This is a genomic window from Citrobacter sp. Cf125 (assembly GCF_030333935.1).
GTDB lineage: Bacteria > Pseudomonadota > Gammaproteobacteria > Enterobacterales > Enterobacteriaceae > Citrobacter > Citrobacter freundii.
The window spans coordinates 623,260-644,573 of the sequence record NZ_JAOWEY010000023.1; the positions used below are offsets into that span (position 1 = coordinate 623,260).

The following is a 21,314-nucleotide window of genomic DNA, read 5'->3' on the forward strand; positions in this document are numbered from 1 at the left end:
TACGCCGAGGGTCAGAGAAAAACTTCACATAAATACCCACTCATTTCATAATGTTTAATAAAATTTTTCTATTTTATATTTACAAAATGGGATTAATTTCCCTTTTTGAAGCGGATCACAACAAAAAAAAGGGCGCACTCAAGTGCGCCCAAAGGAGAAATAAACACAAATTTAGTTAAGTGCAAATCACTTTGATAGCCAGACCACCACGTGACGTTTCACGGTATTTGTCGTTCATGTCTTTGCCCGTCTCATACATGGTCTCGATCACTTTATCGAGCGAAACGCGTGGTTCTGACGTCCTACGTAGCGCCATACGCGCGGCGTTGACGGCTTTTACCGCGTTGATCGCATTGCGCTCAATACACGGTATTTGTACCTGTCCGGCGACCGGATCGCAGGTCAGTCCCAGGTTATGCTCCATGGCGATTTCCGCCGCAATACACACCTGAGACGGGCTACCGCCGAGCAACTCGGTCAGCCCAGCTGCTGCCATTGAACAAGCAACGCCAATCTCACCCTGACAGCCCACTTCGGCACCAGAAATAGAGGCATTCATCTTATACAGCGCACCTATCGCCCCCGCGGCCAGTAAGTAGCGGGCAATGGAGTTTGCATTCACCGGGCGGCGGAACTTGTCGTAATAGGCCAGGACAGCAGGGATAATCCCACATGCTCCGTTGGTCGGTGCCGTCACAACCCGGCATCCGGCGGCGTTTTCTTCGCTCACGGCCAGCGCGAACATGTTGATCCAGTCGATCACGTTCATCGGGTCGCTGGACAGGTTATCGCTGGAAACCAGCAACCGACGTAATGCCACGGCGCGGCGCGGGACGTTCAGTGGACCCGGCAGAACGCCTTCGGTGTTCATGCCTCGCTCAATTCCAGCGTGCATAACGTCCCAAATGGCAGCAAAGCCAGCATCGATTTCTTCTTTGCTGCGCATCGCCAGTTCGTTTTGCATCATCAGGCCGGAAACAGACAGCCCGTTGCGCTCGCACAGTTTCAGCAGTTCGCTGGCGGAATGAAAATTGTAGGGCACGTGTGCTTCAACATCATGCGCCTGACCAAATTGCTCCTCTTCAACGATAAAACCACCGCCGATGGAGTAATAGGTTTTGCTTAATAGCGTCTCGGTGCCGTTCCATGCGGTGATACGCATGCCATTTTCATGGCGTGGCAGCGTTTCGGCATGAAAGAGAATATTTTCGTCTGGGGAAAAATCGACAACATGCGTGCCCCCTGCAACCGGTAAACGTCCGGTACGGGCCACTTCCTGAGTAAAACCAGCGATTGAATCTATATTAACATTTTGCGGACTGTTACCTGCCAGTCCCATCATGATGGCGACATCTGTTGCATGACCTTTTCCGGTCAGGGAAAGCGATCCATAAAGATCGACCACAATATGTGTAGCCTTGGAAAGTTCCCCGCAGCTGACCAACAGATCGATAAAGCTTTTACCAGCGTTCATTGGCCCCACGGTATGGGAGCTGGAAGGTCCAATGCCAATCTTGAAAATATCGAATGCGCTAATCATATCCACACCCTCGGATTGCCGTTCAGTGAAGACCAGGTTTCACACTCATTAAGGATCGGGGCGATCCTGAGATCGCCCCGCAAGGGATTACAGCGTGTCGCCACGTACGGCGATGGCTTCAATCTCCAGCTTCACATCCTTTGGTAAGCGGGCGACCTGCACGCAGCTGCGCGTAGGGTAGATTGCCTTATGCTCATCAAAGAACTGCTGGTAAACCTGATTGATGGTGGCGAAGTCGTTCAGGTCGGAAACGAAAACGGTGGTCTTGACGATATCGCTCACTTTCAAACCTGCAGACTCGACAATCGCTTTCACGTTTTCCAGGCTTTGACGCGCCTGATCGGATACGTTTTCAGCCACTTCACCGGTCTGTGGACACACCGGGATTTGACCTGACGTCAACACCATGCTGCCCAGATCCACACCCTGTACGTAAGGCCCGATAGCCCCTGGCGCACATTCGGTTGCAATAACTTTTCTCATAGTCCCTCCGGCGTCAGAGCGCCTGGGTGAAAGTACGTGAAATAACATCCTGCTGCTGTTCGCGGGTCAGCGCGTTGAAGCGCACCGCATACCCAGACACGCGGATCGTCAGGTTCGGATAGTTTTCCGGGTGCTCAATGGCATCCATCAACATTTCACGATTCATAACGTTAACGTTCAGATGCTGACCACCTTCCACATGCGCTTCATGGTGGAAGTAACCGTCCAGCAGACCGACCAGGTTGGTTTTACGCACTCCATCCTCTTTGCCCAGCGCTGCCGGTACAATGGAGAAGGTGTACGAGATACCGTCTTTGGCATAGGTGAACGGCAGTTTGGCGACCGAGGTTAACGACGCCACCGCACCTTTACGATCGCGGCCGTGCATCGGGTTTGCCCCTGGCGCAAACGGCGTACCTGCGCGACGTCCGTCCGGCGTGTTACCAGTTTTCTGTCCGTACACCACGTTGGAGGTGATGGTCAGAATGGACTGCGTCGGCACCGCGTTACGGTAGGTTGGCAACACTTTAATTTTCTTCATAAAGCGCTCGACCAGATCGCAGGCAATACTGTCTACGCGCTCGTCGTTGTTGCCGTATTGCGGATAGTCTCCTTCGATTTCAAAATCAATCGCCAGACCGTTTTCATCGCGAATCGGTTTCACGCGAGCATATTTGATAGCCGACAGAGAATCCGCCGCCACGGACAGACCCGCCATACCACAGGCCATCGTGCGATAGACATCACGATCGTGCAGCGCCATCAGCGATGCTTCGTAGCTGTACTTGTCGTGCATGTAGTGGATGATGTTCAGTGCGCTGATGTACTGCACGGCCAGCCAGTCCATAAAGTGGTCCAGGCTCTCCATCACCGTGTCGTAGTCCAGCACGTCATCCATCAGCGGTGCCGTTTTCGGCCCGACCTGGATTTTCAGCTTCTCATCCACACCGCCGTTGATTGCGTACAGCAACGTTTTGGCGAGGTTGGCACGCGCCCCGAAGAACTGCATTTGTTTGCCGATAACCATCGGGCTGACGCAGCAGGCAATGGCATAGTCATCGCTGTCGAAGTCGGCACGCATCAAATCGTCGTTTTCATACTGCAAAGACGAGGTGATGATAGACACCTGGGCAGCGTACTTTTTAAAGGCGATTGGTAGCTGTTCAGACCACAGCACCGTCAGGTTCGGCTCTGGTGCCGGGCCCATGGTGTGCAGCGTATGCAGATAGCGGAACGAGTTCTTCGTCACCAGCGTGCGGCCATCAAGCCCCATACCACCGATAACTTCGGTCGCCCAGATAGGGTCGCCTGAGAACAGGGTGTCGAATTCCGGCGTACGCAGGAAGCGCACCATACGGATCTTCATAATGAAGTGGTCGATCAGCTCCTGCGCCTGCTGCTCGTTTAAAATCCCCGCTTTGAAATCGCGCTCAATGTAGATGTCGAGGAACGATGCGGTACGGCCCAGCGACATCGCGCCACCGTTCTGCGATTTCACCGCAGCCAGGTAAGCAAAGTACACCCACTGCACCGCTTCCTGCGCATTACGTGCCGGGCGGGAGATATCGCAGCCATACTTCGCCGCCATTTCCTGCATTTGCAGCAGAGCGCGACGGTGCTCAGACAGCTCTTCACGCAGGCGAATCGTGGCTTCAAGATTCTGGCCCCACTCCAGGTTCGACTGGAGATCGGCAAACTGCAGTTCACGCTCGCGCACCAGGTAGCGAATACCGTACAGCGCCACGCGGCGATAGTCACCGATGATACGGCCACGACCATAGCCGTCCGGCAGACCGGTCAGCACGCCGGATTTACGGCAGCGCAGCATATCCGGAGAGTAGGCGTCGAATACGCCCTGGTTATGGGTTTTACGCAGTTCAGTAAACTGGTATTCAAAATCAGCATCCATCTCACGACCATAAGCATCAAAAGAGCTTTTGATCATGTTGATGCCACCAAACGGATGCAGAGCGCGCTTGAGCGGCTTATCCGTTTGCAGACCAACGATTTTTTCCAGTTCTTGTTCAATATAACCCGCATCATGCGCGGTTATCGTGGTAGCAATATTGGTATCGAAATCAACCGGCGCGTGCGTCGAGTTTTCAATACGGATGCCCGCCATAACTTTTTCCCACAATGCAGTGGTCGCAGGCGTTGCTTCGGCGAGGAAAGATTCATCCCCTTCATAAGGCGTATAGTTGTGCTGAATAAAATCACGGACATTAATTTCTTCTTTCCAGTCCGTACCTTTAAAGCCATTCCAGGCTTCGGCATACAGCATATCGCTGGTATCGATATTTACCTTCATGAAAAATAATCTCTCTGCTGAAAATTAATTATGCAAATGCTACTGGGGTATTAATTTTGCCTAATGCAATGGCATCACGTGCAATCATTTTCTCTTCATTTGTGGGAATAACCGCACAAATAACACGAGCATCTTTATTTGAGATAATTCTTTCACCATGGGAATTTGGCAGACTATTCATTTCGTTGTCGATATTCACGCCTAAAACGGCAAGGTGCTCAATAACCAGACGACGAATTAATACTGAGTTCTCACCTATTCCACCAGTGAAAATAATCCCATCAAGACGATGCAACGATGCGGCATGCCCGGCGATATGACGCGCGATACGATGCACAAACGTTTTAATCGCCAGCTGCGCACGCTCATGTCCCTCGTGCCAGGCTTTTTCTAACGTACGTAAGTCAGAGGACAAACCGGAAATACCCAGTAAACCGGACTCTTTATTCACTACGCGCTCAAGGTCCCTCAGCGTCTGGTTGGTTTCGCTGGCAATCCACGCCATCGCGCCGAAATCAACGTCGCCACTGCGTGTCCCCATCATCAACCCTTCCAGCGGCGTCATGCCCATTGAGGTATCAACGCTCTGGCCGTTACGCACCGCACAGATTGACGCGCCGTTCCCCAGGTGAGCCACAACCAGACCCGAGTCATCACTCTGCAGGTCGAGAAGGTCATGCGCTTGCTGAGAAACATAGCGATGCGACGTACCATGGAAGCCGTAACGACGAACGCCCAACTCTTCGAAATATTTCCACGGTAAACCGTACAAATAGGCTTCAGGGGCCATCGTCTGGTGGAAGCTGGTATCAAATACCGCAATCTGCTGCCGGCCAGGGAAAAGGTGCTGAGCAGATTCGATCCCACTCAGGTTCGCATAATTATGTAACGGTGCTAGCGGCGATACCCGGCGGATATTATCGATAACTTCGTCAGTAATAATTGCTGATTCGGTAAAGATATTTCCGCCGTGGGCAATGCGGTGGCCAATTAAGGCCACGCTGTCCATTAAATTACGTTTCTCTAGTTCAACGGCAATTGCTTTTAATGCGTCTTCGTAGCTGTGGTGAGCCAGCTTAGCTGGCTCTCCTCCATTAATTGCTATGAACGCATTTTCAGAGTTAATACCGTCCGCGATTCCCGCCATTAAAACTTCACAGTTAGCTGCATCCAGCACTGAGAATTTAATGGAAGACGAACCACAGTTAATAACCAGTACTACCGGAAACTCATTCATTTCACTACTCCGCTCATCCTGAGCTTAAGGATTAAAACAGTTTGTAGACAATGTTCAGGATGGTCAGCAGACCAATCACGGTAACAAACACGTTATCCAGACGGCCACGGTATTTCGCCAGTGATGGCGCTTTACGGATGGCATACATCGGCAGCAGGCAGAGCAGAGAGGCAATAATCGGCGCGCCCATTGCTTCAATAAGGTCCAGGATGTTCGGGTTGGCGTAAGCCACAACCCAGGTGGAGCCCATGATGAAGATCATGCTGATGGTGTTCAGTTTGCCGGCGGAAACTTTGGTCTTATCGCCTTTGTAACCAAACTTCAGCACCAGACCGTTCAGACCTTCCAGCGTACCCAGGTAGTGGCCGAAGAACGATTTGAAGATAGCAACCAGGGCGATAATAGAAGCACCGTATTCCAGAACGGTCGCGAAGGTGGACTTCGTCCCGGACAGTGAAGCGAAGTGGTTCGCCAGATAAGACAGTACTGGAATGTTCTGCGCTTTCGCATCCGCCATGTTTGCCGGAGACAGCGTGAACAGGCAGCTAAAGGCGAAGAACATTACCACCGCAACCATCAGCATACTGGCGCGGGAGATGATTTTAGAACATTTCTGCTCGGTAAATTCGCGACCGAAATCTTTCTCATACTCTTCGCGTTTAGAGACCACGAAGGAAGAAACGATTGGCGAGAAGTTGAAAGAGAACACCATGATGGAAATACCCAGCCATACGGTAACCAGGATGCCGTCATGACCAGTCAGAGCGATATTGCTGATATCAACCTGATCGATAACCGCTGAGTTCCAGTAAGGAATCAGTGACAGAGAGATAAGCACCAGGCTGGCAATGAACGGCCATACCAGGTAGCTCATCACTTTAACCATCAGATCTTTACCAAACCAGATGACGAATGCCATCAGCAGCAACAGGAACAGCGCCACAAAGCCACGGTTCAATGCTGGCATTTGCAGTTGGTTTTCCCAGAAGGTCATAAAGGTGTTGGTAATGGTGACGCCATAAATCCACAGCAGCGGACAAATCGCAAAGAAGTAGAGGAACGTGATAACCACGCCGCCCGTTTTACCAAAGTGCTCTTCAACCGTTTCTGTGATGTTACCGGAAGGATTAGAACCGGAAAGACACAGGCGTGCCAGCGCACGGTGGCAATAGAAAGCGATTGGGTATGCTAACACCAGCATGATCAGAATGGGGATCAGTCCGCCAAAACCTGCGCGGATAGGGAAGAACAGCACCCCAGCGCCGATGGCTGTACCAAATAAACCCAGTGTCCAGGTGGTGTCCGATTTGCGCCAGGACGACTGTTTTGTCTGGCTGGATACAATGCTATCAGTAGTACTCATATCCTATCCTCAACGAAGTATATTAAGCGTCAACTAAACCAGTAATTTGAGATACACGAGAAAGGTCGATATTACCGCCAGAAATAATGCTGACTGTTTTTCTGTTCTGGATATAGCTATCTAATTTCCCGCTTAATAATGCTGCGCATGCCAGCGCACCGGCACCTTCAGTTACAACTTTATTTCGCTGAATTAATGCCACCATGCTGTTGCGAATTTCATCTTCGCTGACCAGGACAATGTCATCCACCAACTCACGAACGATTTCATACGTTAAAGTACCCGGGCGAGAGACGTCACAACCATCCGCCAGGGTGCCGGTCGTTCGGTGCGTGGTTATTTCTCCAGCGTGGAAAGAAGCCGCCATGCCGTGAACGTTTTCAGACTGCACGCCAATAATTTTAATGGTCGGGTTAATAGATTTAATTGCCACCGCAATACCCGCAATCAGACCACCACCGCCAATTGGCACAATCACGTTATCGACATCGTACAGGTCTTCCAGAATTTCCAGACCAATAGTGCCCTGGCCAGCAATAACTTTCGGGTCATCATATGGTGGAATAAAGATACGGCCTTCCGTTTCCACAATCTCGCTAACCTTAGCGATGGTGTCGTTGAAGTTGTCGCCATGCAGCACAACTTCCGCGGAATAATCGCAGGTTGCCGCTACTTTAGACTTCGGTGCGCCTTTCGGCATCACCACTTTGCCGTCGATACCGAGCATAGCACAGGAGAGAGAAACCCCTTGCGCATGGTTACCTGCAGAGCAAGCCACCACGCCCTTCATTCTTTCTGCTTCTGTTAAGGAACTGAGCTTGTTAAAAGCGCCACGGATTTTAAATGAACCGGTACGCTGCATGTTTTCAAACTTGAGGAAAATTTCCCCTTTGCAACGTTCACTAAAATAGTTAGAGCGAGGCATTCCCGTTTTATAAATTTTCCCCGCCAGTCTTTTTTTCGCTTCGAGGATATCTTCAATTGCAACTGGGAGATCGTATGTAATGTGCATTAGAACCTCTTACTAGGGTATTAAAGTAAATAGATAGCCGTGACCATTGTCAGATATAGACAGATGGCGTTTATTTTTTGTTAAAACAATTTCAATCTTTAATCAATTTCAATTAATTGCCTTCGTCTCCGACAATTATATGATGAATACTCTTTGGCTAATTCCACCAAAATAGATGCTGCTTTTTTAATTCGATAATTTTTCGACCACACGGCGGCGTAACGCGCGACGGGTAAAGTTTCTTGTACCGGGATAGTAATAAACTGGTTTGAGCCAAACGGTGTGGTCATATCGCAGGGAATTACTGTTAAGAAATCAGCATTGAGAACAAGATTATAAATGGTGACGACGGAGTCAGTATTAACGATGTTTTCACTGCTGATGCCATTATTCTGTAACGTGGTAAGAAGTTCGCTGTAGTACCCCATATTCGTTTGTGGCAACACCCACTGTTCGTTTTTCAACGCGCTCAGCGAGGTGATGCCGGTGCATGTTCGGGACTTGCTGGCAACCAGGATAAAGTCTGACTCAAAGAGCGGCTCCACATGCAGATCGTGCAATTTCATCTCATCGCTCAGCGTACCGATGGCAAAATCCAGACGCCCGTCACGGATTGCCGGTAAGAACGAGGAGAGCTGAGCTTCATACATAGAAACCTGTGCTTTCGGGAATACCTCTTTGAATTTTTTAATCATGCCGGACATGATGGTGAAGGCAATCAGTGAAGGAAAACCAAACGACACATCAACGACCGCATTGCTCGTCATGCTGTTCATCTCATCAACCATGTTTTTCATTTCACGGGTAATTGATTCAGACCATGAGAGCATCACCTGACCTGCCTGAGTCAATGTCACACCAGTATTTTTACGCACAACTAACTCAATACCAAAATAAGCCTCAACATCGTTGATGATTTTACTGACAGCGGGTTGAGTTAAACCTAATTCTTTTGCAGCTGAGCCGATAGAACCGCTTCTAATGACTTCCTGAAAGACCACTAAGTGCTGTGTTTTAGGGAGTGTAATAGTATTCATATCGACCTGCGTTAATTACTTTGTTGACGGCAGGAAGTGTACCAAATTAAGCAAACAAGGATATGTGCTACCCCTCACAAATCCCCTTGACTTACATTTTGTAAGACTATTATAAAAAATGAAACCACTTATAAATCATATAGATATGAAATACATATCTCACTTTACCCTGACTTTAATCAAAAAAAGATGGGGGGATAACGATTTTTTATGGCTATAACATCGCCATTTTATCTGTTATTTCTAAAAACCAGGAAAGGCTATATTTCAATCAATTACAGCGCAATTATCGGGCAAAATGACACTTAAATTTAATGAGTAATTTATCAAATATAATTATATTTTACCGTTTGTGGTGATTAAATAACGCCATGCATCACATTTTTTCGCCATATTTGTTTGTAAAGAAACATTGCGTTTATTAAAATTCAATCTAGACAATACAAATAATCATCATATGCAACATTACATTAACACTAATTTTGTACACTTTATTAGCGCGTAATTTTGTGATGGCGATCGATTGCGTTCGATTATTCTCGATAAAAACGTATCGCGCAGCGTTTTGTGCTAGCCATCACAAAAACGAAAATACCCCACAACGCATTCCCTCAAATAAAAGACGTTCAGCGCATAAATAAAGGTCAAATAAAGAGTAGATGAAGAGAAAATAAACGCCAGAGTCGTGTTAAACCAAGCGTAACGCGACAGGTATAACGTCTGCCGGATGGCGGTGTAAACACCTTATCCGGCCTACAAAACCCGTTCCAGCCATACCTGTAGGCCTGATAAGCGCAGCGCCATCAGGCATAACAACCTGCCCAGAAAGCAAAAAACCCATCAAAGCGGGGTTTCATAAAGAGTGAAGCTGACCGATAAGCCGCGTTCTTTTGAGCATAGCGTCGTGGACAGTCATTCATCTGGCCTATCCGAAAAGCAAAAACCCCGCCGAAGCGGGGTTTTATAAAGAGTGAAGCTGACCGATAAGCCGCGTTCTTTTGAGCATAGCGTCGTGGACAGTCATTCATCTGGCCTATCCGGAAAGCAAAAACCCCGCCGAAGCGGGGTTTTATAAAGAGTGAAGCTGACCGATAAGCCGGGTTCTGTCGTGGACAGTCATTCATCTAGGCCAGCAATCGCTCACTGGCTCAAGCAGCCTACCCGGGTTCAGTACGGGCCGTACCTTGTGAACCCCTATTTGGCCTTGCTCCGGGTGGAGTTTACCGTGCCACGGACTGTTACCAGCCGCGCGGTGCGCTCTTACCGCACCCTTTCACCCTTACCTGATCCCACTTACGTGGGCCATCGGCGGTTTGCTCTCTGTTGCACTGGTCGTGGGTTTCCCCCCCAGGCGTTACCTGGCACCCTGCCCTATGGAGCCCGGACTTTCCTCCCCTCCGCCCGTCTCCCCCGAAGAGGACGACGACGAAGCGGCGACTGTCTGGTCAGCTTCGGCGCGCAGTATAGAGGGTTTGTGGGGTAATGTCACCCCGCACTGCGCATTCCTATCGCTAACGTGGCAGCGATGTTTCTTGAGGCGCGATAAATATTATCAAATGCCCCACGGAAGGCCTCTTCCAGCGTGCTGATGCTGGTCAATACGCTAAACACCGCATCGATACCATATTGATGCACCACTTCCACATCGCGCGTCAGGCTGCCGCCAATACCAATTACCGGTTTGTGGTATTTCTTCGCGACATTCGCCACGCCCACCGGCACTTTGCCGTGAATACTCTGGCTGTCGATGCGTCCTTCGCCGGTCACCACCAGCGTACAGTCGTGAATATGCTCTTCCAGATTGAGGGCCTGAGTCACAATCTCTATCCCACTGCGCAGCTCCGCGCCTAAAAAAGCCATTAACGCGGCGCCCATACCACCGGCAGCCCCCGCCCCGGGAACATCCTTCACATCTACCCGCAGCGATTTTTTAATGATGTCGGCGTAGTGAGAAAGATTGCGGTCCAGTTCGAGAATGCGTTCTTCCGTCGCCCCTTTCTGTGGGCCGAAGATGCGCGAAGCGCCAGTATCACCTGTGAGCGGATTGGTCACATCGCAGGCCACGCGAATGGAGCAGGTTTTTAATCGCGGATCCAAACCGGAAATGTCGATGCTGTTGAGGCTCATCAGACTACCGCCCCCGTAGCCAATCTCAGTCCCGTTAGCGTCGCAAAGTTTCGCGCCCAGAGCCTGCACCATACCCGCGCCGCCGTCGTTGGTTGCACTACCGCCAATGCCGATAATAATGCTCTGCGCCCCGCTATCCAGCGCCTGCAAAATCAATTCCCCGGTACCACGTGACGTGGTGACTAACGGGTTACGCTTATCAGGAGGTACTAACGCCAGACCACTGGCTGCCGCCATTTCGATAAACGCAGTTTTACCATCTCCGGACATGCCCCAGCAGGCATTCACTTTTTCGCCCAGCGGCCCCGTTACCCACGCGGAATATTCACTCCCTTGCGTGGCGGCAATCATGGCTTCGACCGTTCCTTCGCCACCGTCGGCCACCGGAACTGAAACATATTGCGCATCGGGAAATATTTCCCGAAATCCTTTTTCTATTGCCTGAGCGACCTCAGTGGCAGATAGACTTTCTTTATAAGAGTCTGGGGCAATTACGATTTTCATAGTTATGTAGCCTGACTGTGCCGCGCAAGGCAAGAAATACAGGGCGCACATCCGCGCCCTTCTTGTTAGCGTGTGACTTCCACTTTCGCCAGTTTTTCGTAGTAGCATGCGAGCGCGCTGTGATCGGCGGTGCCCAGCCCATCTGCGCGAAGCGCCTGCATCATCTCCATGACTGCAGCAGTCAGCGGCAACTGCGCGCCGACCCCATGAGAAGTGTCCAGCGCATTCGCCAAATCTTTGATATGCAGGTCAATACGGAAACCTGGCTTAAAGTTGCGGTCCATGACCATCGGCGCTTTCGCATCCAGCACGGTGCTTCCCGCCAGTCCGCCACGGATCGCCTGATACACCAGGTCCGGGTTCACACCCGCCTTGGTCGCCAGCGTCAGCGCTTCAGACATCGCCGCAATGTTCAGCGCTACAATCACCTGGTTCGCCAGCTTAGTGACGTTACCCGCGCCAATGTCGCCGGTATGTACCACTGAGCCAGCCATCGCTTTCAGCAGATCGTAATACTTGTCGAAAATCGCTTTATCGCCGCCGACCATTACCGACAACGTACCATCAATCGCTTTTGGCTCGCCGCCGCTGACCGGCGCATCCAGCATATCCACGCCTTTCGCTTTCAGCGCGTCGCTAATTTCACGGCTGGCCAACGGTGCAATGGAGCTCATGTCGATAAGCACTGTGCCCGGTTTCGCACCTTCAATAATTCCGCCTTCACCCAGCGCCACTTCCTTAACATGCGGAGAATTCGGCAGCATGGTGATGATCACGTCGCACTGCTCAGCAATATCTTTCGCCGTGGCGGCGGTTTCTGCACCAGCGGCAATGACTTCCGCAATGGATTCCGGGTTACGGTCAGCAACCACCAACGAGTAACCTGCCTTGAGGAGGTTTTTACTCATTGGTTTACCCATAATACCGAGGCCAATAAAACCAACTTTCATTGTCATGTCTTTATCTCTCTCTACTGTCGATGGTGGTTATTTCTTAAAAGAATCAGCCAGTTTCTGCGTGGCTGAACGGAACACGCCAAGGTCGCTGCCAACAGCAACAAAGGTCGCGCCCCATTCCAGATAACGACGCGCATCCGCCTCTACCGGCGCCAGAATTCCGCTTGGTTTGCCATGTGCTTTCGCGCGGGCAAAAATGTGCTGGATAGCTTTCTGCACATCAGGATGTGACGCATTGCCGAGATGGCCTAGCGCCGCAGCCAGATCGCTTGGGCCGACGAAGACACCGTCTACACCTTCGGTCGCCGCGATGGCGTCAACGTTATCAACGCCCTGCTGACTTTCGATCTGCACGATGATGGTGATGTTCTTATTCGATTGCGCAAAGTAGTCCGGTACGGTGCCAAACATATTGGCGCGATGGGAGACGGACACGCCGCGAATACCTTCCGGCGGATAGCGGGTCGACGCCACGGCGTTCACCGCCTCTTCTTGTGTCTCAACGAACGGGATCAGGAAGTTGTAAAACCCAATATCCAGCAGGCGCTTGATAATCACCGGCTCGTTGGTCGGCACGCGTACGACCGGCGCGCTGGCGCTGCCTTTCAGCGCCATCAATTGCGGGATAAACGTCGAGATATCGTTTGGCGCGTGTTCGCCGTCCAGTACCAGCCAGTCAAAACCCGCCAGGCCTAAAACTTCGGTACTGATTGGGCTGGCCAATGCAGACCAGCAGCCAATCTGAATCTGTTGCGCCGCGAGGGCCGCTTTAAACTTATTCGGGAAAATCGTGTTATTCATCGCCTATACCTTTGTTTATTTCTGCAATTCCATACGTTTAATGTCACCGACAATAAACAGGTAGCAAACCATTGCCATCAGCGCCGAACACCCTACAAACATCAGCGCAGCATTAAATGAGTGCAGCTCGCTCACCAGATAACCAATCACCAGCGGGGTGACGATAGAGGCTACGTTGCCAAATACGTTAAATACCCCACCGCACAGACCAACGATTTCTTTCGGCGCGGTATCGGAAATCACCGGCCAACCCAGCGCGCCGAAGCCTTTGCCGAAGAACGCCAGCGCCATCAGCGCAACCACCAGAGTGGTGTTATCGGTGTAGTTACACAGAATAATGGTCGACGCGAGCAACATTCCGAGCACAATCGGCAGCTTACGTGCCAGGGTGATGCTGAAGCCACGTTTAATCAGATAATCAGAGAACACACCGCCGAGCACGCCACCGGCAAATCCGCACAACGCAGGAATCGACGCCACCAGACCGACTTTCAGGATCGACATGCCTTTTTCCTGTACCAGGTAAATCGGGAACCAGGTAAGGAAAAACCAGGTGATAGTGTTGATAAAATACTGTCCGAAGAACACGCCAAGCATCATGCGGTTTGTCAGCAACTGCTTGATATAATGCAGTTTAGGACCACCTGATTTCACATCGCCGGGCTTTTTATGGTCCATATCCACGACCGCGCCGTTTTCAGAGATAAACTTCAGCTCTTCCTGCGACATACGCGGGTGATCGGTTGGGTTATGAATAAACTTTACCCACAGGCCGGTGAGCACAAAACCGATAACGCCCATCACGGTAAAGACGTGCTCCCAGCCCCAGGCAAAGGTCAGCCAGCCCAGCAGCGGCGAAAACAGCGCCAGAGAGAAATATTGTGCGGAGTTAAAAATCGCAGATGCCGTACCGCGCTCTTTCGTCGGGAACCAGGCCGCCACAATACGGGCGTTCGCCGGGAAGGACGGCGCTTCCGAGAAGCCCAGCATAAAGCGCATGATGAACATTGAAATACCCGCCCAGGCCAGCGGGAACATGTCGACAAAACCCTGCAGAAAAGTAAACAGCGACCAGAAGAACAGACTGTAAGTGTAGACTTTCTTCGAACCGAACTTATCCAGCAGCCAGCCGCCAGGGATTTGCATCAACAGGTAAGCCCAACCGAAGGCGGAGAAAATGTAACCCATTGAGATGGCACTGAGCTGCAACTCTTTCGCCACTTCCGTGCCGGCAATAGATAGCGTGGCACGGTCCGCGTAGTTAACGGCGGTAACAATAAATATTATTAGCAATATTAAGTAACGGGTGTGCGTACCTTTCTTTTTCTCGACAACTGTATCCAGTATCATTCTAATTACCTCGGGTACATAAAAGTTTTTATTATTATTTGGCAGATATCCCTGGTGATAAATTACCGATAATAAAAACGTATAATAATTTATCAGACGCTATGAAACCGTGATTTAGTATAATCAGCAGTGCAACGTTAATCATTGTGCAAGCGCTCATTAAACATGCGTTATGAAAATAATGTTTTGGGCATATGCACACATGCATGGGCGCTAATCCACACATTTACGTATTGCTACCCCTGCTGGTGCGGTCTTGCTGAGTTTAAGTGATCATTGTCACATTCTTCACGATAAACTCCTGACATTCTTATTTCACGATACCGAATCTTTATTACTGAAAATGAGATTCAAAATATAAATATCCACACTATTATCACCACTTGTTGGAGAATACTGGACAATGGCCGACATCGAAATTAGACAAGAATCGCCAACGGCGTTTTATATTAAAGTTCACGAAACAGATAATGTGGCGATAATTGTCAATGACAATGGTCTGAAAGCCGGAACGCGTTTTCCGGACGGACTGGAACTCATTGAACATATTCCCCAGGGTCATAAAGTGGCGCTATTGGATATTCCTGCTCATGGCGAAATCGTGCGTTATGGCGAAGTGATAGGCTATGCCGTTCGCGACATCCCACGCGGCAGCTGGATTGATGAATCAATGGTTGAGCTGCCCAAGGCTCCGCCGCTGGAGACGCTGCCGTTGGCAACTAAAGTGCCTGAGCCGCTGCCGCCTCTCGAGGGTTATACCTTCGAAGGTTACCGCAATGCTGACGGTAGCGTTGGCACCAAGAATCTGCTCGGCATCTCCACCAGCGTGCACTGCGTGGCGGGCGTGGTGGACTATGTGGTGAAAATCATTGAACGCGATCTGCTGCCCAAATACCCGAATGTTGACGGTGTGGTGGGGCTCAATCATCTGTACGGTTGCGGCGTGGCGATTAACGCTCCAGCCGCCATCGTGCCCATTCGAACTATTCATAATATTGCGCTGAACCCTAACTTTGGCGGTGAGGTAATGGTCATTGGCCTCGGCTGTGAAAAACTGCAGCCAGAGCGCCTGCTGGAAGGCACCCACGATGTAAAAAGCATTCCGGTCGACAGCGCCAGCATCGTCAGCCTGCAGGATGAAAAACACGTCGGCTTTCAATCGATGGTTGCCGATATTTTGCAAGTGGCCGAACGCCATCTGGCAAAGCTCAATCAGCGCCAGCGTGAAACCTGCCCGGCATCAGAACTGGTGGTCGGCATGCAGTGCGGCGGCAGCGATGCGTTTTCCGGCGTGACGGCCAACCCAGCGGTAGGTTATGCCTCCGACCTGTTAGTACGCTGCGGCGCGACAGTGATGTTCTCCGAAGTCACCGAAGTACGCGATGCCATCCACCTTCTGACCCCGCGCGCGATTAACGAAGAGGTGGGTAAACGCCTGCTCGAAGAGATGGCCTGGTACGATAACTACCTGGATATGGGCAAGACTGACCGGAGCGCCAACCCATCACCGGGCAACAAGAAAGGCGGTCTGGCAAACGTGGTAGAAAAAGCGCTGGGTTCTATTGCGAAGTCGGGCAAGAGCGCGATTGTCGAAGTCTTGTCGCCGGGCCAGCGTCCAACCAAACGTGGCCTGATTTACGCTGCCACCCCCGCCAGCGATTTTGTCTGCGGTACGCAACAGGTTGCTTCCGGGATCACAGTACAAGTCTTTACCACCGGTCGCGGTACGCCGTATGGCCTGATGGCTGTGCCGGTGATTAAAATGGCGACACGCACCGAGCTGGCCAATCGTTGGTTTGACCTGATGGACATCAACGCCGGTACCATCGCTACCGGAGAAGAAACCATTGAAGACGTGGGTCTGAAACTGTTCGAGTTTATTCTCGACGTCGCCAGCGGACGTAAGAAAACCTTCTCAGATCAGTGGGGACTGCATAACCAGCTGGCGGTGTTTAACCCGGCGCCAGTGACCTGATTATCGAAACGAAAGCCAACGAAAAAACGGGGATTTGTCCCCGTTTTTGATGTCGATGCTTCAACAAATAAAGTGATAACGTTCGCATTTTAAGAGGTTTTTTTAAACATCTATTTTTTTCGATTCAAACCTACCAAATGAACCTAACGACATGAAATTAAAAGAAATAATACCACCATTGTTTTACGTTATATTTTCGTTTTGATAAAAGAGAAACCTACCGAAAGACGACCTTGTTTTAATGCGATAATCCCCTCTTTTTTACTGCTTTGACTTTCTCCGGTGTAAAACAGATTATTCATAGGCTGCTGTAATTTACCTCATAAGCATTCTGACCTGAATAAAGAGGGAAGTTATGTATACCCTGAATAAAAATAATGTCGCATTGGCTTGTCTTATTTCCTGTTTACTGGCAACTCCTGTCTTCGCGAGTGCTGAAGGCCAGTCGGACGCAAAGCCTGTTAAATTACGCTACACGTTATGGGACCGCAATCAACTCCCTGGCGAACAACAGCTCGTTAATGAATTTGAAAAAGACAACCCCGGAATTAAGGTCGAAATTGAACTAACTCCTTATGACCAGTATTTTATCAAACTCAGTTCAGCAGTCGGTGGAAATGTAGCACCGGATGTATTCTGGATGAACATGCCTAATTTCCAGCAATATGTGAAAAATGGCATGCTGGAACCACTGAGTAATTATCTGAAAGATAAATCAGCGCCGAAACTGGATGATTTTGTTAAAAGCTCAGTCGATGCCTACCAATACCAGTCGCAACAATATGCCATCCCAAGGGATATTGATGCAATTGCCGTCTGGTACAATAAAAAAATGTTCGATCAGGCTGGTGTGAGCTATCCCGATAAAAACTGGACATGGGACGATTTAAAACAAAAATCAGAGCAGTTGCGTAAAGGGCTGGATAAACAGTCTTATCCACTGGCAATGGAATTCAGCAGCGGACAGGATAGTTACTTTAACCTGCTATTACAGGCCGGGGATAAGATTGTACTACCTGAGGGCAAAACGGATGTTGCCAATGACAAAGCTATCGCCGTCTATCGCGATGTTCAAGGCATGCTGAACGCGGGACTAATCCAACCGCCAGGCGAGATGGAAGCCTCAGACGTCTTCCAGTCAAACCGGGTAGCCATGGTCTACGCAGGCTCATGGTGGGCATTACCCTTCTCTCAAAATGAGCTGATTAAGGATCACATCGGCGTAGTGCCAATGCCAAAAATGGCAGAGCAGGCAGGTGTATCCCATAGTCTGGCATTTGCTATGTCAGCCAAAAGTCAGCATAAAGATGCGGCGTGGAAGTTCATTGAGTTCATGAGTTCTGAGCATGCGCAGCAGACTCTGGCGACGGGAAAAGTCGTGATCCCGGCTAACCAAAAAGTGGCCAAAGAGTGGGCTGAAGGCTTTAAGGATATTGATGTTTCAGCCTATATCGATTCGTTGGCTTTCTCACATAAATATCCAACCGCGGGCTCCAATACCGCTAAGTGGAATAGCATTCTGAATGATGGCTTGAAAAAAGTGTGGACGGGTACTGACCCAGAGAAAGTCATGCCTGGTGTTGCTAAACGCGTTGAACGAGAAATGCAGAAATAATCCTGAGGGAGCCATGCTCCCTCTCGCTTTCGCCCGCGCAATATATTTTGGTTGCACAGTGAGCATCCCGGAGTCTGTATGAGCTATTCAGATGAAGCTGCATCCCCACAATTACCGGCCAGAGAGGCGCAAAAAAAATCCCTGACCAAGCTGGAAAAAGAAGAACGCTTCTGGGGATGGATAATGATTATGCCGTTACTGGCGGGATTAATTGTTTTTTACTTTACTCCATTCTTCCAGAACGTTTTTTATAGTTTCACTGACCTGGGAGAGTTTCAGATCTGGACGACGATCAGCTTAGATAACTATATTAATTTATTCAGCGATGATGAGTTTCGTTCAGCAATATATAACACCTTGGCCTATGTTTTTATTTGCGTACCGATAATCACCGTTTTGTCATTACTGCTCGCAATTGGCCTGAATCAGGCGATTCGCGGTCAGTGGTTGTTTCGCACGCTGTTATTTCTGCCCGCTGTCACTATGCCTGCGGCTATTGCTATGGTCTGGCAGTGGTTGATGAACCGAAATTTCGGCTTAATTAATCAGATCCTGGCCTTTTTCGATCTTCCGGCCATCGGTTGGTTATCCGATCCCGATGTCGTCCGCCTGAGCGCCTCGTTGGTTATCATCTGGTCGGCTATTGCGCTGAAGATGATCATTCTACTCGCTGGATTGCAGGGGATTCCCAAACAAATTTATGAAGCGATGTCGCTGGATGGCATCAGCAAATTGCGTGGATTCTGGTCTATTACCTTACCGCTAATGATCCCCACGCTGTTTTTCGTACTGGTGATCTCTTTTATCGAAACGCTGCAAATTTTCGATGTGGTTTATCTGCTGTTTGGCAGTTCATCCATGGTGGACGATCAGACAATGACTATCGCCTATCTCTTCTATAAATACGCCTTTATCTACCATGAAAAAGGGTATGCCTCAGCGATCGCCGTGGTGATTTTCGTTATCACGATGGTCCTGACGCTGCTGCAAATATGGATTGGTAAACGACTTAAAGCACAGTGAGGCAACCACGATGTTCATGACTAAACGTGAAAAATGGCTAATTTACGGCTTGATGATCCTCGCGACGCTGGTAACTGTGGTTCCCTTCATCTGGATGATCATCACCTCTTTTAAAACCCAGGCAGAAAGCATCGCCTTTCCGCCGATCCTGCTACCTGCCAACCCAGGGTTTCAGGCTTACGGTAAAATCTTGCATGAAATGCCTTTTGGCAGCTTTTACTTTAACTCGATCGTCTCCACGTTGGTCATCGTCATTTTGCAGACGCTGATTGCGGCAATGGCAGCGTACGGTTTCTCCCGACTGCGTTTTAAAGGGCGAGATGTCCTGTTTATGCTGTGTATTTCAATTCTGATGGTGCCCGGTCAGATCTTTTTAATCCCACAGTTTTTAACCGTTGAAAAAATCGGTTTGCTGAACTCAATTCCTGGACTGGTGCTACCGGGTTTATTCAGCATATATAGCGCCTTTTTATTGCGTCAGTTTTTTCTGTCAGTACCTAAAGAACTGGAAGAGGCAGCCATTATGGATGGGTATAACCATCTGACTATTTTCTTCAAAATTATGCTGCCATTAATTAAACCAGGGCTGATTGCCTGCGTCATTATTAACGGATTGTGGAGCTGGAATAACTTAATGTGGCCGCTGATCGTCAACACCTCCATGGATAAAATGACATTACCGGTGGGGTTAGCCTCACTTTCCGGACGCTCAGGCGTGGAATATCCGATGTTAATGGCGGGCGCATTGCTGGCGATTATCCCGATGTTGTTACTTTATATCTTCTTCCAGCGCTATTTTATTCGCGGCATCGCTGGTGCCGGAATTAAAGGATAAGGGGCAGTGTTATGTCAGGTATTCAATTACAGGCAGTAAGCAAAGTCTATCCCAATGGCTTCCAGGCGATCCATGGCGTTGATCTTGAAATCCACGATGGCGAATTCATGGTGTTTGTCGGGCCATCAGGCTGCGCCAAATCAACGCTGCTGCGCATGATTGCAGGTCTGGAAGATATCACTCATGGTCATATCGCAATCGGAGAGAAGTGCGTCAACGACCTGCTACCAAAGGAGCGAGGCGTTGCCATGGTCTTCCAAAATTATGCCCTCTATCCCCACATGACGATTTATAAAAATATGGCATTCAGTCTGTTAGGGAAAATGAGCAAAGAAGAGATTGATATCCGCGTACGGGAAGCTGCACACAAGCTGGAAATAGAGACATTACTCGATAAAAAGCCCGGCCAACTTTCGGGCGGTCAATGTCAGCGCGTTGCCGTTGGCAGGGCCATCGTGCGTAAGCCAGACGTTTTTTTGTTTGATGAGCCACTTTCCAACCTGGATGCAAAGCTGCGTGTTTCAATGCGCGTGCGGCTGACAGAACTGCATCGACAACTGCGTCAAGAAGGCGTGAGCGCAACCATGGTGTACGTCACGCACGATCAGATTGAAGCAATGACGATGGGAGACAGGATTTGCGTCCTTAATGGCGGTCGTATTATGCAGGTGGATACCCCAGGAAATATCTACCATCACCCCAGGAATAAATTTGTTGCTGGTTTTATTGGTAATCCGGCAATGAATATTATGCTGCTTGATATTGAACCCGGCACTCGTGGTCTGCGCCTGGCTGAAAATTTAATCCTGCCATTAAATACACGCTTGAGTAACCTACTGGAGCAATACCCGCACTCCAGCGTCTGGTTCGGCATCCGGTCAGAGGCCATTCAGTTAGCCTCGCAGCATGACGTCTCTGCGTTCGATGCGCACATTACCAACGTAGAAAGGATGGGCAACGAAGACCTTCTGCATTTTGATATTGGTGAGCAACATATGATCTTACGTATTAACTCTTCACCCGACTGGGCCCCTCTTCCCGGCGAATCTATCAAAGTGAAATTTAATCTGGAAGCCGCCTTTTTGTTTGATAAAAAACATGAAGAAAATTTGGCCTGACCGTTATTCAGGCTAAGTGAAAAATGAGAG

At 49.6% G+C, this 21,314-nt stretch carries 16 protein-coding genes and 1 other RNA gene; 5 read left to right on the plus strand and 12 right to left on the minus strand.

Translation table 11 applies throughout. The features are described from left to right. Positions 1 to 175 precede the first annotated feature (175 nt). From tdcG to garP, 12 genes are all read right to left on the minus strand, one after another. The gene (tdcG, locus tag OGV89_RS13465; RefSeq protein ID WP_046670242.1) at positions 176 to 1,540 is read right to left on the minus strand and encodes an L-serine ammonia-lyase; all 1,365 of its coding nucleotides are present in this window, start codon (positions 1,538 to 1,540) and stop codon (positions 176 to 178) included. 87 nt (positions 1,541 to 1,627) lie between these two features. Continuing rightward, on the minus strand, positions 1,628 to 2,023 hold the full coding sequence (locus OGV89_RS13470) for an enamine/imine deaminase (RefSeq protein ID WP_003024870.1): 396 nt from the start codon (positions 2,021 to 2,023) through the stop codon (positions 1,628 to 1,630). Positions 2,024 to 2,036: 13 nt separating this feature from the next. Then, a complete protein-coding gene (gene pflB / locus OGV89_RS13475; RefSeq protein WP_003024871.1) occupies positions 2,037 to 4,331 on the minus strand; it encodes a formate C-acetyltransferase in 2,295 nt (764 codons plus the stop codon). 28 nt (positions 4,332 to 4,359) lie between these two features. After that, positions 4,360 to 5,568, minus strand: a complete 1,209-nt coding sequence (tdcD, locus tag OGV89_RS13480) for a propionate kinase (protein WP_046670240.1) — start codon at positions 5,566 to 5,568, stop codon at positions 4,360 to 4,362. A gap of 31 nt (positions 5,569 to 5,599) precedes the next feature. Further along, a complete protein-coding gene (gene tdcC, locus OGV89_RS13485; protein WP_003024875.1) occupies positions 5,600 to 6,931 on the minus strand; it encodes a threonine/serine transporter TdcC in 1,332 nt (443 codons plus the stop codon). Between the two features lie 22 nt (positions 6,932 to 6,953). Then, the gene (gene tdcB, locus OGV89_RS13490) at positions 6,954 to 7,943 is read right to left on the minus strand and encodes a bifunctional threonine ammonia-lyase/L-serine ammonia-lyase TdcB (protein ID WP_003024877.1); all 990 of its coding nucleotides are present in this window, start codon (positions 7,941 to 7,943) and stop codon (positions 6,954 to 6,956) included. Between the two features lie 98 nt (positions 7,944 to 8,041). Next, positions 8,042 to 8,980, minus strand: a complete 939-nt coding sequence (gene tdcA, locus OGV89_RS13495) for a transcriptional regulator TdcA (RefSeq protein WP_003024882.1) — start codon at positions 8,978 to 8,980, stop codon at positions 8,042 to 8,044. A gap of 1,076 nt (positions 8,981 to 10,056) precedes the next feature. After that, an RNA gene (gene rnpB / locus OGV89_RS13500) (RNase P RNA component class A) lies at positions 10,057 to 10,433 on the minus strand. A 32-nt stretch (positions 10,434 to 10,465) separates the two neighbouring features. Then, positions 10,466 to 11,611, minus strand: a complete 1,146-nt coding sequence (gene garK / locus OGV89_RS13505; RefSeq protein ID WP_003024885.1) for a glycerate 2-kinase — start codon at positions 11,609 to 11,611, stop codon at positions 10,466 to 10,468. A 65-nt stretch (positions 11,612 to 11,676) separates the two neighbouring features. Further along, a complete protein-coding gene (gene garR, locus OGV89_RS13510) occupies positions 11,677 to 12,567 on the minus strand; it encodes a 2-hydroxy-3-oxopropionate reductase (protein ID WP_003840019.1) in 891 nt (296 codons plus the stop codon). Between the two features lie 30 nt (positions 12,568 to 12,597). Further along, positions 12,598 to 13,368: a 2-dehydro-3-deoxyglucarate aldolase gene (gene garL / locus OGV89_RS13515; protein ID WP_003840018.1), complete on the minus strand. Its 771-nt coding sequence runs from the start codon at positions 13,366 to 13,368 to the stop codon at positions 12,598 to 12,600. A 15-nt stretch (positions 13,369 to 13,383) separates the two neighbouring features. Continuing rightward, positions 13,384 to 14,718 (minus strand): galactarate/glucarate/glycerate transporter GarP, encoded by a 1,335-nt coding sequence (garP, locus tag OGV89_RS13520; protein ID WP_003024898.1) that lies wholly within the window; start codon positions 14,716 to 14,718, stop codon positions 13,384 to 13,386. A 403-nt stretch (positions 14,719 to 15,121) separates the two neighbouring features. Here garP and garD point away from each other — a divergent pair, with 403 nt between their 5' ends. The 5 genes from garD (at position 15,122) to OGV89_RS13545 (ending at position 21,284) form a co-directional block, all read left to right on the plus strand. Next, complete coding sequence (garD, locus tag OGV89_RS13525) at positions 15,122 to 16,693, plus strand: galactarate dehydratase (protein WP_139935803.1); 1,572 nt, start codon at positions 15,122 to 15,124, stop codon at positions 16,691 to 16,693. A gap of 355 nt (positions 16,694 to 17,048) precedes the next feature. Then, positions 17,049 to 18,308, plus strand: a complete 1,260-nt coding sequence (locus tag OGV89_RS13530) for an ABC transporter substrate-binding protein (protein WP_044701300.1) — start codon at positions 17,049 to 17,051, stop codon at positions 18,306 to 18,308. 78 nt (positions 18,309 to 18,386) lie between these two features. Beyond that, positions 18,387 to 19,331 (plus strand): carbohydrate ABC transporter permease, encoded by a 945-nt coding sequence (locus OGV89_RS13535; RefSeq protein ID WP_003840012.1) that lies wholly within the window; start codon positions 18,387 to 18,389, stop codon positions 19,329 to 19,331. A 10-nt stretch (positions 19,332 to 19,341) separates the two neighbouring features. Beyond that, positions 19,342 to 20,166 (plus strand): carbohydrate ABC transporter permease, encoded by an 825-nt coding sequence (locus OGV89_RS13540; protein WP_003024907.1) that lies wholly within the window; start codon positions 19,342 to 19,344, stop codon positions 20,164 to 20,166. 11 nt (positions 20,167 to 20,177) lie between these two features. Continuing rightward, positions 20,178 to 21,284 (plus strand): ABC transporter ATP-binding protein, encoded by a 1,107-nt coding sequence (locus OGV89_RS13545; protein WP_003840008.1) that lies wholly within the window; start codon positions 20,178 to 20,180, stop codon positions 21,282 to 21,284. The last annotated feature ends 30 nt before the right edge of the window (positions 21,285 to 21,314 follow it).

Bases quoted from the DNA above. Each gene is read 5' to 3' on its own strand.
- tdcG (WP_046670242.1), bottom strand. From the start codon at position 1,540: ATGATTAGCGCATTCGATATTTTCAAGATTGGCATTGGACCTTCCAGC.
- OGV89_RS13470 (WP_003024870.1), bottom strand. From the start codon at position 2,023: ATGAGAAAAGTTATTGCAACCGAATGTGCGCCAGGGGCTATCGGGCCT.
- pflB (WP_003024871.1), bottom strand. From the start codon at position 4,331: ATGAAGGTAAATATCGATACCAGCGATATGCTGTATGCCGAAGCCTGG.
- tdcD (WP_046670240.1), bottom strand. From the start codon at position 5,568: ATGAATGAGTTTCCGGTAGTACTGGTTATTAACTGTGGTTCGTCTTCC.
- tdcC (WP_003024875.1), bottom strand. From the start codon at position 6,931: ATGAGTACTACTGATAGCATTGTATCCAGCCAGACAAAACAGTCGTCC.
- tdcB (WP_003024877.1), bottom strand. From the start codon at position 7,943: ATGCACATTACATACGATCTCCCAGTTGCAATTGAAGATATCCTCGAA.
- tdcA (WP_003024882.1), bottom strand. From the start codon at position 8,980: ATGAATACTATTACACTCCCTAAAACACAGCACTTAGTGGTCTTTCAG.
- garK (WP_003024885.1), bottom strand. From the start codon at position 11,611: ATGAAAATCGTAATTGCCCCAGACTCTTATAAAGAAAGTCTATCTGCC.
- garR (WP_003840019.1), bottom strand. From the start codon at position 12,567: ATGACAATGAAAGTTGGTTTTATTGGCCTCGGTATTATGGGTAAACCA.
- garL (WP_003840018.1), bottom strand. From the start codon at position 13,368: ATGAATAACACGATTTTCCCGAATAAGTTTAAAGCGGCCCTCGCGGCG.
- garP (WP_003024898.1), bottom strand. From the start codon at position 14,718: ATGATACTGGATACAGTTGTCGAGAAAAAGAAAGGTACGCACACCCGT.
- garD (WP_139935803.1), top strand. From the start codon at position 15,122: ATGGCCGACATCGAAATTAGACAAGAATCGCCAACGGCGTTTTATATT.
- OGV89_RS13530 (WP_044701300.1), top strand. From the start codon at position 17,049: ATGTATACCCTGAATAAAAATAATGTCGCATTGGCTTGTCTTATTTCC.
- OGV89_RS13535 (WP_003840012.1), top strand. From the start codon at position 18,387: ATGAGCTATTCAGATGAAGCTGCATCCCCACAATTACCGGCCAGAGAG.
- OGV89_RS13540 (WP_003024907.1), top strand. From the start codon at position 19,342: ATGTTCATGACTAAACGTGAAAAATGGCTAATTTACGGCTTGATGATC.
- OGV89_RS13545 (WP_003840008.1), top strand. From the start codon at position 20,178: ATGTCAGGTATTCAATTACAGGCAGTAAGCAAAGTCTATCCCAATGGC.